The 14,534-nt window shown below is 71.1% G+C and carries 14 protein-coding genes; 6 read left to right on the top strand and 8 right to left on the bottom strand.

The annotated features are described in order from the left end of the window. Window positions 1–12: 12 nt before the first annotated feature. Entirely contained in the window at window positions 13–1,782 is a 1,770-nt protein-coding gene (argS, locus tag G6W55_RS21185) for an arginine--tRNA ligase (protein WP_175522404.1), read from the bottom strand. A 196-nt stretch (window positions 1,783–1,978) separates the two neighbouring features. Between argS and lysS the strand changes: the two genes are divergently transcribed. After that, window positions 1,979–3,718 carry a lysine--tRNA ligase gene (lysS, locus tag G6W55_RS21180; RefSeq protein ID WP_175522403.1) on the top strand — a complete coding sequence of 580 codons (1,740 nt, stop codon included), beginning with the start codon at window positions 1,979–1,981 and terminating at the stop codon, window positions 3,716–3,718. A 52-nt stretch (window positions 3,719–3,770) separates the two neighbouring features. On the opposite strand, the gene G6W55_RS21175 is transcribed toward lysS, so the two are convergent. The 3 genes from G6W55_RS21175 to G6W55_RS21165 form a co-directional block, all read right to left on the bottom strand. Further along, entirely contained in the window at window positions 3,771–5,051 is a 1,281-nt protein-coding gene (locus tag G6W55_RS21175) for a DUF2637 domain-containing protein (RefSeq protein WP_175522402.1), read from the bottom strand. A 76-nt stretch (window positions 5,052–5,127) separates the two neighbouring features. Further along, window positions 5,128–6,051, bottom strand: a complete 924-nt coding sequence (locus G6W55_RS21170; protein WP_254876361.1) for a DUF3558 domain-containing protein — start codon at window positions 6,049–6,051, stop codon at window positions 5,128–5,130. A 136-nt stretch (window positions 6,052–6,187) separates the two neighbouring features. Next, window positions 6,188–7,039, bottom strand: coding sequence for a DUF3558 domain-containing protein (locus G6W55_RS21165; RefSeq protein ID WP_175522400.1), 852 nt, complete (start codon window positions 7,037–7,039; stop codon window positions 6,188–6,190). 209 nt (window positions 7,040–7,248) lie between these two features. On the opposite strand from G6W55_RS21165, the gene G6W55_RS21160 reads away from it, so the two are divergent. Next, window positions 7,249–8,442, top strand: coding sequence for an RtcB family protein (locus tag G6W55_RS21160; RefSeq protein ID WP_175522399.1), 1,194 nt, complete (start codon window positions 7,249–7,251; stop codon window positions 8,440–8,442). Window positions 8,443–8,481: 39 nt separating this feature from the next. On the opposite strand, the gene G6W55_RS21155 is transcribed toward G6W55_RS21160, so the two are convergent. The 3 genes from G6W55_RS21155 to G6W55_RS21145 all read right to left on the bottom strand — a co-directional run bounded on the left by G6W55_RS21155 (window position 8,482) and on the right by G6W55_RS21145 (window position 10,433). Further along, window positions 8,482–8,994 (bottom strand): hypothetical protein, encoded by a 513-nt coding sequence (locus tag G6W55_RS21155; RefSeq protein ID WP_217687172.1) that lies wholly within the window; start codon window positions 8,992–8,994, stop codon window positions 8,482–8,484. Window positions 8,995–9,483: 489 nt separating this feature from the next. Further along, window positions 9,484–9,657, bottom strand: a complete 174-nt coding sequence (locus G6W55_RS21150; RefSeq protein WP_167797234.1) for a hypothetical protein — start codon at window positions 9,655–9,657, stop codon at window positions 9,484–9,486. Further along, complete coding sequence (locus tag G6W55_RS21145; protein ID WP_175522398.1) at window positions 9,657–10,433, bottom strand: SDR family NAD(P)-dependent oxidoreductase; 777 nt, start codon at window positions 10,431–10,433, stop codon at window positions 9,657–9,659. The genes G6W55_RS21150 and G6W55_RS21145 overlap by 1 nt, the downstream gene beginning before the upstream one ends. Before the next feature lie 166 nt (window positions 10,434–10,599). Between G6W55_RS21145 and G6W55_RS21140 the strand changes: the two genes are divergently transcribed. From G6W55_RS21140 to G6W55_RS21130, 3 genes are read left to right on the top strand one after another with little or no spacing between them, the layout of a single operon-like run. Continuing rightward, on the top strand, window positions 10,600–11,073 hold the full coding sequence (locus G6W55_RS21140) for a hypothetical protein (protein WP_175522397.1): 474 nt from the start codon (window positions 10,600–10,602) through the stop codon (window positions 11,071–11,073). 57 nt (window positions 11,074–11,130) lie between these two features. After that, the gene (locus G6W55_RS21135) at window positions 11,131–12,162 is read left to right on the top strand and encodes a permease (protein ID WP_175522396.1); all 1,032 of its coding nucleotides are present in this window, start codon (window positions 11,131–11,133) and stop codon (window positions 12,160–12,162) included. Beyond that, the gene (locus G6W55_RS21130) at window positions 12,159–12,902 is read left to right on the top strand and encodes a TIGR03943 family putative permease subunit (RefSeq protein WP_175522395.1); all 744 of its coding nucleotides are present in this window, start codon (window positions 12,159–12,161) and stop codon (window positions 12,900–12,902) included. The genes G6W55_RS21135 and G6W55_RS21130 overlap by 4 nt, the downstream gene beginning before the upstream one ends. 199 nt (window positions 12,903–13,101) lie before the next feature. Here G6W55_RS21130 and G6W55_RS21125 read toward each other — a convergent pair whose 3' ends face one another. Beyond that, window positions 13,102–13,512: a helix-turn-helix domain-containing protein gene (locus G6W55_RS21125; RefSeq protein WP_175522394.1), complete on the bottom strand. Its 411-nt coding sequence runs from the start codon at window positions 13,510–13,512 to the stop codon at window positions 13,102–13,104. A gap of 131 nt (window positions 13,513–13,643) precedes the next feature. Between G6W55_RS21125 and G6W55_RS21120 the strand changes: the two genes are divergently transcribed. Continuing rightward, complete coding sequence (locus tag G6W55_RS21120) at window positions 13,644–14,534, top strand: NADP-dependent oxidoreductase (RefSeq protein ID WP_175522393.1); 891 nt, start codon at window positions 13,644–13,646, stop codon at window positions 14,532–14,534.

The following is a 14,534-nucleotide window of genomic DNA, read 5'->3' as shown; positions in this document are numbered from 1 at the left end:
GGTCCCGGCCGGTCAGAGCTTCTCGGGGGTCCTGATGCCCAGGAGGGCCATGCCCCGGTGCAGGGTGCGGGCCGTCAGGTCGATCAGGAACAGGCGGTTCTCCCTCAGTTCGGGAGTCTCCGCCTTCAGCACCGGGCACTGGTCGTAGAACGTCGTGAGCAGCGACGCCAGTTGGTAGAGGTACGCCGCGAGCTTGTGGGGCTCGTAGGCGGCCGCCGCCTCCAGCACCGTCTCCGCGAACTGGTCCAGATGCAGGCCCAGGGCACGCTCCGCCGGGGCCAGCGCCAGCTCCGGGTGCGCGGCCGGACGGGCGTCCTCGGACTTGCGCAGGATCGACTGGATCCGGGCGTACGCGTACTGGAGGTACACCGACGTGTCGCCGTTCAGCGACACCATCTGGTCCAGGTCGAACTTGTAGTCCCGCACCGCCGACGTGGACAGGTCCGCGTACTTCACCGCGCCGACGCCGACGAACCGGCCGTTCTCCACGACCTCCTCGTCCGTCAGGCCGACCTTCTCGCGCTTCTCGGCGACCACGGCCGTCGCCCGCTCGACCGCCTCGTCCAGCAGGTCGACCAGCTTGACCGTCTCGCCCTCACGGGTCTTGAACGGCTTGCCGTCCTTGCCGAGGACCGTGCCGAACGCCAACTGCCGTGCCGTCACGTCGTCGTTCAGCCAGCCCGCCCGGCGGGCCGTCTCGAAGACCATCTTGAAGTGCAGCGACTGCCGGGCGTCCACCACGTACAGCAGGGTGTCCGCCTTCAGGTTGAAGACGCGGTCGCGGATCGCCGACAGGTCGGTCGCCGCGTAGCCGAAGCCGCCGTCGGACTTCTGCACGATCAGCGGCACCGGGTTGCCGTCCGGGCCCTTGATGTCGTCGAAGAACACGCACAGCGCGCCGTCCGACCGCACCGCCACGCCCGACTCCTCCAGGAGGCGGCAGGTCTCGTGCAGCATGTCGTTGTACCCCGACTCGCCGACGATGTCGGGGTCGCTGATCTCCATGTCCAGCTTGTCGAAGACGGAGAAGAAGTAGATCTTCGACTCGTCGACGAACTTCTGCCAGATGGCGAGCGTCTGCGGGTCACCGGCCTGGAGGTCGACCACCCGGCGGCGCGCCCGGGTCTTGAACTCCTCGTCCGCGTCGAACAGTTTGCGCGCGGCCTTGTAGAGGCGGTCGAGGTTGGACATCGCCTCCTCGCCGCTCACGCCGTCGGCGTCCTTGTGGTCCAGCTCGTGCGGGTGCTCGTCCAGATACTGGATGAGCATGCCGAACTGCGTTCCCCAGTCGCCGATGTGGTGTCGGCGGACCACCGACTCGCCGGTGAACTCCAGGAGTTGGACGACCGCGTCACCGATCACCGCGGACCGCAGATGACCGACGTGCATCTCCTTCGCCACGTTCGGCTGGGCGTAGTCGACGACCGTGGTCCCGGGGTGCGCCGCGTGCGGCACGCCGAGGCGCGCGCTGTCGGCGTAGCGCGCCGCCAGGTTCTCGGTGATCGCCTTGTCGGTCACCGTCACGTTCAGGAAGCCCGGCCCGGAGACCTCGATCTCCCCGATCACATCACCGGTGACCACCTGCGCCACGACCTGCGTCGCCAGCTCGCGCGGGTTCGCCTTGGCCTTCTTGGCGAGCGCCAGGATCCCGTTGGCCTGGAAGTCGGCCCGGTCGCTTCGTCGCAGCAGCGGGTCCGCGCCGGCGGCCTCCGGCAGGGTGGCCGTGAGGGCGGACGCGAGACGCTGTTCGACGGAGTGGCTGAGGGACGTGACCGAGGCCATAGGAGTGGGTGCCGTTCTCCTCGTGGGGATGGATAGACAGGCCCAGTATCCCACGGGGGGTAAAGCGGTTTTCCCGGGCGCGGGGTGGTCTGGGAGAATGGGCCGGGCGGGTCGTCGCCTGCTGTCCCGCACACCCGCCGGCCTTCGGAACACACCGGCCTTCAGAACACATCAGCCTTCAGAACACACAGAGGACGTGCCGATCGTGGCTCAGAGCACCGAGACCACCGACTGGGTCTCCCGTTTCGCGGATGAGGTCATCGAGGAGTCGGAGCGCCGGGCCCCGGGCAAACCTGTCGTCGTCGCGTCCGGACTCTCCCCGTCCGGACCCATCCACCTGGGCAACCTCCGCGAGGTCATGACCCCGCACCTGGTCGCCGACGAGATCCGCCGCCGGGGCCACCAGGTCCGCCATCTGATCTCCTGGGACGACTACGACCGCTACCGCAAGGTGCCCGCCGGCATCGAGGGCGTCGACGACTCCTGGGCCGAGCACATCGGCAAGCCGCTGACCTCGGTCCCGGCCCCGGCCGGCTCGTCGTACCCGAACTGGGCCGAGCACTTCAAGGCCGCCATGGTCGAGTCGCTGGCCGAGCTGGGCGTGGAGTTCGACGGGATCAGCCAGACCGAGCAGTACACGGCCGGCGTCTACCGCGAGCAGATCCTGCACGCCATGCGCCACCGCGCCGACATCGACGCGATCCTCGACCAGTACCGCACCAAGAAGGCCCCGGCGAAGAAGCAGCAGCAGAAGCCGCTCGACGAGGCCGAGCTGGAGGCCGCCGAGGGCTCCGGCGCCGCCTCCGAGGACGACGGCACCGGCTCCGCCGGGTACTTCCCGTACAAGCCGTACTGCGGCAACTGCGCCAAGGACCTGACGACCGTCACCTCCTACGACGACGACTCCACCGAGCTGACGTACACCTGCACGGCGTGCGCCTTCTCCGAGACCGTCCGGCTGAACGAGTTCAACCGCGGCAAGCTCGTCTGGAAGGTCGACTGGCCGATGCGCTGGGCCTACGAGGGCGTGATCTTCGAGCCCTCCGGTGTCGACCACTCCTCGCCGGGCTCCTCCTTCCAGGTCGGCGGCCAGATCGTCGGCATCTTCGGCGGCAAGCAGCCCATCGGCCCCATGTACGCCTTCGTCGGCATCAGCGGCATGGCCAAGATGTCCTCGTCCCGGGGCGGTGTGCCGACCCCCGCCGACGCGCTGAAGATCATGGAGCCGCAGATCCTGCGCTGGCTGTACGCCCGCCGCCGCCCCAACCAGTCCTTCAAGATCGCCTTCGACCAGGAGATCCAGCGGCTCTACGACGAGTGGGACAAGCTCGACGCCAAGGTCGCCGACGGCTCGGTGCTGCCCGCCGACGCCGCCGCGCACTCCCGCGCCGTGCGCACCGCCGCCGCCGAGCTGCCGCGCACCCCCCGGCCGCTGCCCTACCGCACGCTCGCCTCCGTCGCCGACATCACCGCCGGACACCAGGACCAGGCGCTGCGCATCCTCAGCGACCTCGACCCCGGCAACCCGCTCGGCTCGCTCGACGAGGCACGGCCCCGGTTCGACAAGGCCGAGGCGTGGATCAACACGCACGTCCCCGCCGACCAGCGGACCATCGTGCGCGAGGAGCCCGACACCGACCTGCTGAAGTCCCTCGACGAGGCGTCCCAGCAGTCCCTGCGCCTCCTCCTCGACGGACTCGCCGCGCACTGGTCGCTCGACGGCCTCACCCATCTCGTGTACGGCGTCCCCAAGGTGCAGGCCGGCTTCTCGGCCGACGCCACGCCCAAGGAGCTGCCGCCGGAGATCAAGACCGCCCAGCGGACGTTCTTCGCGCTGCTCTACCACCTGCTCGTCGGCCGCGACACGGGGCCGCGGCTGCCCACGCTGCTGCTCGCGGTGGGGCAGGAGCGGGTGAGGACGCTGCTCGGGGAGTAGGTCCGGCGCATACGGAAGGCCCCCTCCTCGGAGGGGGCCTTCCGTATGCGGTCTACGCGATGTGGTCCTCCTCCAGCTCCGCGTTGAAGCGGTGCTGGAAGCGGTCCGTGAGCACCTTCAGCGCACTCGGGCTCAGGACCGTGCCGTACGTCGCCTGGATGTTGTCGCCCAGCACCCCCGGCGTCGGGAAGCTGCCGTCTATCGACTGACGGAACACCTGGTAGAACGCCTCCTCGTCCGGCTCCGGGTTGCCGCCGCCCTCACCCAGCTCACGGGTGCGGCCCGGGCCGACCGGGATGGGGAACGTCCCCGTCTCCTCCGGCGAGGGCTCCTGGCCGGGGGCCGGGGGCTCCTCCTCGTACTGCTCGCGGTACGCCTCGGCCTGCTGCTGCTCCTCGTACCACTGGGCGTACTGCTCCGAGGGGTCGTAGGTGGGGTCGTAGCCGCCGTGGTACTCGACGGTCTGAGGGTCGCGGGCGTGGAGCCAGGGGTTGCCTGCGGTGTCGTCCTGGGGCCCGGTGAACTGGTTGACCTCGAGCTGAAGGCGCTGCTCGCTGGGAGGTGCCGCTGCGCCCACCCGTGCCGCCCCAGCGGCACGACTGCCCGCAGCTATGTCGGCCGCTATGGGGGGCAGGACGGCCGGTTCTATGCCTGCCGCCGCCAGGCCCGCCGGGGCCGTTTCCGCGAGGGGGACGCCGTAGCGGGCCAGGCGCAGGGGCATCAGGGACTCCACCGGGGCCTTGCGGCGCCAGGCGCGGCCGAAGCGGGAGCGCAGCCTCGCCTGATAGACGAGACGTTCCTGCTCCAGCTTGATGACCTGCTCGTAGGAGCGCAGCTCCCACAGCTTCATCCGCCGCCACAGCAGGAACGTGGGGACGGGCGAGAGCAGCCACCGGGTGAGGCGGACGCCCTCCATGTGCTTGTCGGCCGTGATGTCCGCGATCCGGCCGACCGCGTGCCGCGCGGCCTCCACCGACACCACGAACAGGATCGGGATGACCGAGTGCATCCCGACGCCCAGCGGGTCGGGCCAGGCGGCCGCGCCGTTGAACGCGATCGTCGCCGCCGTCAGCAGCCACGCCGTCTGGCGCAGCAGCGGGAACGGGATGCGGATCCACGTCAGCAGCAGATCCAGGGCCAGCAGGACGCAGATGCCCGCGTCGATGCCGATCGGGAACACGTAGGAGAAGTTCCCGAAGCCCTTCTGGATCGCCAACTCGCGGACCGCCGCGTACGAACCGGCGAAGCCGATCCCGGCGATGATGACGGCGCCGGTCACGACCACGCCGATGAGAACGCGGTGCGTCCGAGTCAGTTGGATTGGCGCGGCCACCCGTACTCCCCTCCCAGTGCATGCTGTTGCGCGGAACAGGGTGGCACATGTGTGCGGCGTACGCGTTAGCGGATCGTCAGCTCTTCGCGACGGCGGACTTCGAGGCGCCCTCGGCGGGCGTCTTGGAAGGGGCCGCGGAGGACGTCTTCGACGGGCTCGCGGAGGGCGCCGGGCTCTTCGACGAGGTGTCGCCGCCGTCGCCCGAACCGACGCCCGAACCCACGCCCGTGCCTTCGCCGTTGGCCGACCGGACCGACGCGACGACCTCCTTGGCGGCCTTCTTCGCGGCCGTCGTCAGGGTGTCCGCCTTCGGCGTCTCGTCACCGGCGAGACCGGCGCCGTTGTAGTCCAGCGTGACGACGACGTTCTCGACGAGGGCGACGACCGTCTGCTGCTTGAACGCGCCCTCCTTCTTCTTCAGGTCGTAGCGCACCACGGTCGCCTCGTCGCCGGTCCCGGCGAGGGGCTCCGCCTTGGTGTTCTTCGCGCCCGAGACGTTCTGGGCGTCCTTGACCTGCTTCGCGTAGTACGTCCTGGCCTGTGCCTCGCCGGTGCCGCCCGCCTGGTCGGACTCGAAGCGCAGCAGCGAGACGTTCAGCCAGCGGAACTGCGAGCCGTCCACACCGTTGTTGTCCAGGCTGGACCAGGAGCAACTGGCGCGGGCCGCGGTGTCGGAGGAGGTGCCCTCCTTGCCGGAGGTGCCCCCCTTCGGCACCAGGTCCTTCAGGGTCTTCTTGGACAGGGTCTTGCACGAGTCCGGCAGCGCGGCGTACGCGGCGGCCTGGACGGTCGGCGCGGCGCTCGCGGCACCCTCGGAGGCGGTCGCGGCGCCCTGTGCGCCGTCGCCGGAGCCCGAGTCGGAGCCGGAGTCCGAGGAGCAGGCTCCGGCGAGGACCATCACGGGGACCGCGAGCGCGGCCGCGACGACGCGGTTCAGCCCTCCCGTCCGGATGGCTCGCTCGGCACGCTGCTGGTCGTCTCGCTGGGCTCGTCGCTGCATGGTTCCTTCACTCATGACGCTCGTGGTTCCTGCGGTCGGATCGGGTCCGAGGGGCCACGGTACGCGGTGAAATGGGAGCGCGGTTCCGCTTCGGGAGCTTCGTGGACGGCGGGCGGGTACGGCCCGAAGGGCGGTGTCAGGTCAGGGAGTCGGCGAGCTGCGAGGCCAGTTTCCGGGCCTTGTCCTGCATTTCCTTGCTGTCGGGGACCGCGCCGACGGTGGCCGGCTGTTCGTCGTACTGGATGGTCACGATGACGTTGGACGTGCGGAACGCCACAGTCACGGTGCGCTGTTTCGCGGTCGAACCGGAGCTGGCGAGCACGTCGTCGACGAACGCCTCGTCGCCCAGATCGTCCAGCAGCCGGGGCTGGAGGTCGGCGGGGGTCCCGGTCGAGGAGGCGGAGGGGGAGGCCGAGCCGGAGCCGGTGGGTGAGGCGGTGGGGGAGGCCGACTTGGAGGGAGTCGGGGACGCGGTGGACGACCCGGAGGCGCTCGCCTCCGCCGTCGTCCCCTCTTCGTCGGTGCCGGAGGGGCTGGGCTCCGGGAGGTCGGCCGCGGTGACCTTCCGCGCGAACAGCTCCTCGGCCCGGTTGTCGTCGCTGACGGCGTTGTCGTAGGAGACGACCCGCTCGAAGTCGACGAGGAGATGGTCGGTGGCGTCCGCCGACTGCACCTTCCAACGGCAGCCGACCTTGCGGTCCGTGTCGAAGGTGAGGGTGGCGTCGCCCTCGTAGGCGGCCGTGCGCTGCCGCTCGTCGGTGATCTCCTCGATGCCGGGCAGCAGGGAGTCGAGGGTGGAGCGGCTCACCGCTCCGCACGCCTCGGGGAGCGAGTCGTACTTGCCGGGCTGGGCGGCGACGGAGGCGGTACCGGCCTCGCCGGGGTTGGAGTTGTCCGTCGGGCCGCCGTCGTCGGAGGCTCCGGTGCAGCCGGCCAGCAGGGCCGCGAGCAGTGCGGCGACGCCCGGTACGTACGCCTTCCGCGGCACGGTCGGCTCCTCTCGACGGTGGGGGGTGGTGCGGGGTTGCCGCTCCAGTGTCCCCGCTGGTTATTCGCTTGCCGGACGGGGGCGGCACCGGCAGACAATGTGTATCGCACGCAACACCGTGGATGCCGGTCCGCCGTCCTGTTCGTGGACCTTGGCGCCGGTTTTGCGTTTGACGACTTCTGTAGTGATTCCGGGGTAGTGGGGGCGATATGTCGTACGTGGAAATGCCGGGCGCGAAGGTGCCGATCCGGATGTGGACCGACCCCGCGTCGGTCGAGGAGGGGGCGCTCCAGCAGCTCCGCAATGTCGCGGGCCTGCCCTGGATCAAGGGCCTCGCGGTGATGCCGGACGTCCACTACGGCAAGGGCGCCACGGTCGGTTCGGTCATCGCGATGCGGGGCGCGGTGTGCCCGGCGGCGGTCGGGGTCGACATCGGCTGCGGCATGTCGGCGGTGAAGACGTCCCTGACCGCGAACGACCTCCCCGGCGACCTCTCCCGCCTCCGCTCGAAGATCGAACAGACCATCCCGGTGGGCCGCGGCCTGCACACCGACCCGGTGGACCCGGACACGCTGCACGGCTTCGGGGCCGGGGGGTGGGACGACTTCTGGGGGCGGTTCGACGGGGTCGCGGAGGCGGTCAGATTCCGTCGCGAGCGGGCCGGCCGGCAGATGGGGACGCTGGGATCGGGAAATCACATGATCGAAGTGTGTCTGGACACGGACGGCTCTGTCTGGCTGATGCTGCACTCCGGTTCCCGGAACATCGGCAAGGAGCTGGCCGAGCATCACATCGGTGTGGCGCAGAAGCTCCCGCACAACCAGGGTCTGGTCGACCGTGACCTGGCGGTGTTCGTTTCGGACACCCCGCAGATGGCCGCGTACCGGAGCGATCTGTACTGGGCGCAGGAGTACGCCAAGTACAACCGCTCGATCATGATGGCGCTCCTGAAGGACGTGATCCGCAAGGAGTTCAAGAAGGCCAGGCCGGCGTTCGACACCGAGATCTCCTGCCATCACAACTATGTGGCGGAGGAGCGGTACGACGGGATGGATCTTCTCGTCACACGCAAGGGCGCGATTCGCGCGGGTTCCGGTGAGTTCGGGATCATTCCCGGTTCGATGGGCACCAGTTCGTACATCGTGAAGGGCCTCGGCAACGAGAAGGCGTTCAACTCGGCGTCCCACGGAGCCGGCCGCCGTATGAGCCGTACCGCGGCCAAGCGGCGCTTCACCGTACGGGACTTGGAGGAGCAGACGCGGGGCGTGGAGTGCCGTAAGGACACCGGGGTGATCGACGAGATCCCGGGTGCGTACAAGAACATCGATCAGGTGATGGCGCAGCAGCGTGATCTGGTCGAGGTCGTGGCGAAGCTCAAGCAGTTCATCTGCGTGAAGGGGTGACGTGGGAGGCTCCCGGTCCGGACCGGGAGCCTCGGACGGCTAGCGCGCGCTCGGCATGGGGGCTTGGCCGTTGCGCAGCCGCCAGAGCCGGATGGCACAGCTCTTCGGGGTCCGGCCGAGTTCCTTCGCCGCTGCCGCGTCGTCGTTCAGCCGCAGCAGGACACGGTCCTCCCAGGCGCTCCAGCGACGGCGTGGGGGTGCGACCCTCATGTCGACCGGCCGGACCCAGTCGCCGAGTGAGTCGGCCGCGGTCTTCTTGCGATCCAGGGAGAGACAGCCGTCGTAGTAGAGGTCTGCCGCCAGCTTCTGCGCGTTCTCTTTGGTGTAGAGGATGTTGTAGATGCCGTCCCGCGTGTTCCGCTTGAGCCCGCGTTCCGCCCCGGTGACCTTTCCTGCGTAGAAGCACAGATAGGCGCCGACCGCCGTGCTGGCCGTCGTGAGGGAGACGAAGGGCCAGCCCTGGCCGGTGTGTCCCACGGAGCCGTCGGCGTCCACGACACCTCGGAGGTAGTCGCGGCGGCTGAACGCGCATTCCGGCGGCGATACCGTCATCGATTTACGGCCGTAAGGAAGGCCGAGCCGGTTGATGGTGGTCCTGGCTTCGAGGGAGCACAAGGTCCAGACGGCCGTGTGGCTTCGCTCGGCGAAATTGGTCGAGCGGATGCGCTCGGTGATGCTGGAGTTGTAGGGCGTGAGCCTATGGAAAGCACGGAGGAGATCGACGTCCCGCACATTGATCTCCACGCTCAGTCGGCCCTTGTTTCCGGCCCCTTGCCTGAGGCGGTCGCTCTTCCTTCCATGCTGGTGAGGCCCTCGACGCGGGATGCCCGTCCCGGCCGGGGGCCGTTTTGTGTGGCGTGTCGGCGCGAGCCTAGATCGCCGTTTCGCCGGTCGATCGGGCGATCGACGACATTCACCCGTCCGGGTTCAGCCAAGTCGTTTCTCCAGCAGCGTCACCGCGTACGGGCTGCCTCTGCTGTCGCGGATGCCGAGGGCGCGGAAGCGGGCCCAGTCGGTGGTGCCGAGGCCGCGGGGCCAGTCCTACGGTGCGTGGTGTACCGCGTAGATCATGACGAACGCGATGATGTGGATGCCGAAGAGGAACCACGCCAGGAAGATCCAGACGTGCCGTTCGTCCTTGGTCTCCTGGGCCAGGCGGCGCTTCTCCAGGTTCTCGGGGGAGTTGATGTCCGCGGTGGGTTCGGTGTCGGGCATCACAGCTCCCGGTGGATCTTTGTGTTGGACGCCTGGGCGCGGGGGCGCAGGACGAGGAGGTCGACGTTGACGTGGTGGGGGCGGGTGACCGCCCAGGTGATCGTCTCGGCGACGTCGTCGGCGGTGAGCGGTTCGGCGACGCCCTCGTAGACCTTGGCGGCCCGGTCCCGGTCGCCGCCGAAGCGGGTCAGGGCGAACTCGTCGGTGCGGACCATGCCGGGGGCGATCTCGATGACCCGCACCGGCTGCCCGACGATCTCCAGGCGCAGCGTCTCGGCGAGGACATGGGCGCCGTGCTTGGCCGCGACATAGCCGCCGCCGCCCTCGTAGGTGCCGTGGCCCGCCGTGGAGGAGACGACGACCACCGTGCCGTCGCCGCTCGCGACCAGCTTGGGCAGCAGGGCCTGGGTGAGGTTGAGGGTGCCGATGACGTTGGTCTCGTACATCGTGCGCCAGTCGGCCGGGTCCCCGGCGGCGACGGTGTCGGCGCCGAGCGCGCCGCCCGCGTTGTTGACCAGGACCCCGATCGTCCGGAACGCGGTCGCGAACTCGTCGACGGCCGCGCGGTCGGTGACGTCGAGCTGGTAGGCGGTCGCCCGGCCGCCCGCCGTGACGATCTCCTCGGCCAGCGCCTCGATCCGGTCCTTGCGGCGGGCGGTCAGGACGACGCGGTAGCCGGCGGCGGCGAGCTGCCGGGCGGTGGCGGCGCCGATTCCGCTGCTCGCACCCGTGACGACGGCGATGCGGGAGGCGGCGGACGGTGCGGCGGTGGCCATGTACTGCTCCTCGGACGACGGCGGAACCCTGAAGACCCTGCCCGGCCAGGATAGGCGGCTCGTCCGATGGCCTGGTCATCCGACGGACGGCGTCTGCCGCCCGCCCGCCGTGGCATACATCCCCTGCGTGAGCCCGTGCCGGGTCGACGAGCCGAGGAGTGGTGGCATGCGCAGGATGCGGGGCCGGGCGGTGTGGGGTGCCGTGCTGGTGCTCGGGGCGGCGGGGGCCGTCCCGGCGGCGGCCGCGGAGGTGCCCGAGGCCGATCTGTCGTACCACGGCTACGCCGTGCTGGACCGGGGCCGGATGGAGGTCCGGCTGTCACCGCGCAACCACGGTCCGGGTGACGTCACCGACGCGACGGTACGGCTGCGCTGGTCGGCGCCGCTCGCGGCGGAGCCGCAGCCGCTGCCGGACCGGTGCGCGCGGGCCGGAGAGCGGTCGGTGGTGTGCCGCACCGGCCCGCTGGCCGCGGACACGCTCGCGGAGCGGATCGCGCTCGGGGTGGCCCTGCGGGACCGGCCGGCGGAGGTGACGCTGGAGGTGGACACGGTGTGGGCCGGCGGCTCGGTGGACCGCAACCGCGCCAACGACCGGCAGCAGGTGCTGGTGCTGGACACCGGCGACGCCTACGCCTTCTGAGCGCCGTACGATCTCGGCACACGGCGCTGACCGAGGGAAGGCCGGGTCTGGGGCGGGATGCGGGACACGGAGATACGGACGGAGACACGGTCCGCGATGGCCGCGGACGGCGGGGAGGCCGTCGGTGCCCGTCGGCTGCCGGCGCACTGGCCGCTGGTGCTGCTGGGCGCGGCGCTGCTGCCGGGCGTGGTGCTGGTGGCCGTCGGCCGGTCGCTGGAGGAGCCGGCCGTGCAGGCGTGGCGGACGGTGTTCCTGGCGGTGACGGTGCAGGCGACGCCGTTCCTGCTGCTGGGCACGGCGCTGTCCGGGGCGATCAACGCGTTCGTGCCGGCGAGCCTCTTCGGGCGGCTGCTGCCGAAACGGCCCGCGCTCGCGGTGCCGGTCGCCGGGATGGCGGGCGTGGTGCTGCCGGGCTGCGAATGCGCGTCGGTGCCGGTGGCGAACAGTCTGATCGGGCGCGGGGTGACCCCGGCCGCGGCCTTCGCGTTCCTGCTGTCGGCGCCGGCCGTGAACCCGGTGGTGCTGACCGCCACGGCGATCGCGTTCCCGGGCGATCCCGCGATGGTGCTGGCCCGGCTGCTCGCGTCCCTGCTGGCGGCGGCCGCGATGGGCTGGCTGTGGCTCTGGCTCGGCAAGGAGGAGTGGCTGCGGCCCGCCCGGCGGCACACCGGGCACCGGCCGGGGCACAGCCGCTGGACCGAGTTCCGTGAGGGCTTCCAGCACGACTTCCTGCACGCGGGCGGGTTCCTCGTGGTCGGGGCGATGGCCGCCGCGACCTTCAACGTGGCGGTGCCGAAGTCGGTGCTGGAGACGTTCTCCGGGTCGCCGTGGCTGTCGGTGCTGTTCCTGGCGGGGCTGGCGATCGTGCTGGCGGTGTGCAGCGAGGCGGACGCGTTCGTGGCGGCCTCGCTGACCGGGTTCTCGCCGGTGGCCCGGCTGACGTTCATGGTGGTCGGGCCGATGGTCGACCTGAAGCTGATCGCGTTGCAGGCGGGCACCTTCGGGCGGGCCTTCGCGTTCCGCTTCTCGGCGGCCACGGCGGTGGTCGCGGTGGTGTGCGCCGTGCTGATCGGAGGGGTGCTGCTGTGAGGCGCTGGGTGACGGCGGGGCTGCTCGCGCTGGGCGGCCTCGGGCTGCTGCGGACGTCGCTGTTCACGGAGGAGTACCTGCGGTACGTGAAGGAGGGGATGCGGCCGCTGCTCGTCGCCTCCGGGGTGCTGCTGGTGCTGCTGGGGGCGGCGGAGGCGGTGGCCGCGTGGCGCGGACGGGGCGCGGACCGCACCGGGTCCGGCGGTGGGCACGACCACGACCACTCCGGGGTCCCGCGGGTCGCCTGGCTGCTGGTCCTGCCCGCACTGAGCCTGCTCTTCTACGCGCCGCCCGCGCTGGGCTCGTACACCGCGTCGCGGGAGGCGCCGAAGGCCGTCGCCGTCGTCGCCGAGGACGGGTTCGGCCCGCTGCCCGCGGCCTCGCCGCTGCCGATCACCCTGACCGACTTCACCCAGCGGGTGCAGCAGGACACGACACGGGCGATCAAGGGGCGGACGGTGCTGATGACGGGCTTCGTCACGCCCGCCGAGGGCGGCGACGGCTGGTATCTGACCCGGATCCTGCTGTCGTGCTGCGCGGCGGACGCCCAGTCCGTGAAGGTGCGGGTGTACGGGCCTGCCGCGCCGGAGGCGGACACCTGGGTGACGGTGACGGGCACCTGGCACGCGGACGGCACCCTCGGCACCTCCTCGGCGGCGGTCGCGCTGGACGCCGCGAGCGTCCGCAAGGCCGCGCGGCCGAGCAACGGCTACACGGACGCCCTCCCGCTCGGCTCCTGAGACCCGCCGCCGCTAGGGCCTCTCTTTCGGATCTTGCCGAGGGTCGCGGGGTCTGGCACGCCCATCTGCGGCGTTGTCGTCGGTTGCCGACGCTCCGCGTCGACGCCCTCCTCCGCCTTGCATCTGCACGCACCAGACCCCGCTCGGGCCCGCCGAGACGCACCGTCGCTCGAAGCCGGCCAGATCCGAAAGAAAGGCCCTAGTCGTCCGACGCGCTCTCGGCGTCGTAGCGTTCGCGGGCCGCGTGGACCTCGTCGAAGTGGGTCTCCGCCCAGTCCTTCACCGCGGTGAGCAGGAGGGCGAGGTTGCCGCCGAGTTCGGTGAGTGCGTAGTCGACGCGGACCGGGACGGACGGGGTCACCGTGCGGGTGAGGATGCCGTCGCGCTCCAGGCCGCGCAGGGTCTGGGTGAGCATCTTGGGGCTGACCCCGGCGATCTTGCGGGCCAGGTCGCTGTACCGCATCGGTCCCGCGGCGAGCGCGGAGACGACCAGGCTGACCCACTTGTCGCTGATCCGGTCCAGGAGCTGGTTGGTCGGGCACGCCTTGAGGAAGGCGTCGTACTCGGCGCGGGCCTGCTCGCGCCGCTGGACCGCGGTCATGATCGCCATGGCTGTCAGGTCTCCTCGGGGTGCGGTAGGCACCTTCAGGTAACTACTTCCTCCTGGATAGTAACTCTTCCTAGGGTTGTCGGTGAAGGACGGAGAACCGGTCAACGGCCCGTAAGGGCAGGGGAGTTGTCATGCGTGCGGTAGTGGTGCGGTCGTTCGGCGGGCCCGAGGTCGTCGAGGTGGTGGAGCGGGAGCTGCCCGAGCCGGGTGCCCGGCAGGTGCGGATCAAGGTGGCGGCGGCCGCCCTGAACCCGGTCGACGCCGGGGTGCGGGCCGGCGGGTTCGGCGGGGCGGGCAAGGAGATCGGGCTCGGCTGGGACGTCGCCGGGACCGTGGACGCGACGGGCGTGGCCACGGCCTGGGCCGTCGGCGACGAGGTCGTGGCCCTGGGCCACGGCATGGTCAAGCCGCTCGGCACGCACGCCGAGTACGTCGTCGTGGACGCGGCGGCGGTGGCGAAGGCGCCGGCCGGGGTGGACGCGGCACACGCGGCGACCCTGCCGCTGAACGCGCTCACCGCCGCCCGGGCGCTGGATCTGCTGGACCCGGAGCCGGGTGTGTCCCTGCTGGTCACGGGCGCGGCGGGCGCGGTCGGCGGATACGCCGTGCAGCTCGCGGCGCGGCGCGGGATCGCGGTGACGGGGCTGGCGCGGGAGGGCGACGAGGAGTTCGTACGGTCCCTGGGCGCGGCCGGTTTCGTCGCGGGGGAGCCCGCGCCGGGCGGGTTCGACCTGGTGCTGGACGCGGCGGTGCTCGGGGAACCGGCGCTGGCGTGGGTGCGGGACGGGGGCGCCTATGTGGGCGTGATCCCGCAGGCCGAGCCGGCCTCCGTGCGCGGGGTGCGGACCTCGGCGGTCGAGGTGGCCGCGGACGGGGCGCGGCTGGCGGAGCTGGTCCGGCTGGTGGAGGAGGGGGCGCTGTCGCTCAGGGTGGCCGAGGTGGTCGCGCTGGCGGACGCGGCGAAGGCGCACGTCAGGCTTGCGGAGGGCGGGCTGCGGGGCCGGGTGGTGCTGGTGCCGTAG

It is taken from the genome of Streptomyces sp. CAI-85, from assembly GCF_013363615.1.
Classification (GTDB): Bacteria; Actinomycetota; Actinomycetes; order Streptomycetales; family Streptomycetaceae; genus Streptomyces; species Streptomyces antibioticus_B.
Note: the sequence above shows the minus strand (reverse complement) of the source record. Positions and strands in the feature narration are given on the sequence as shown.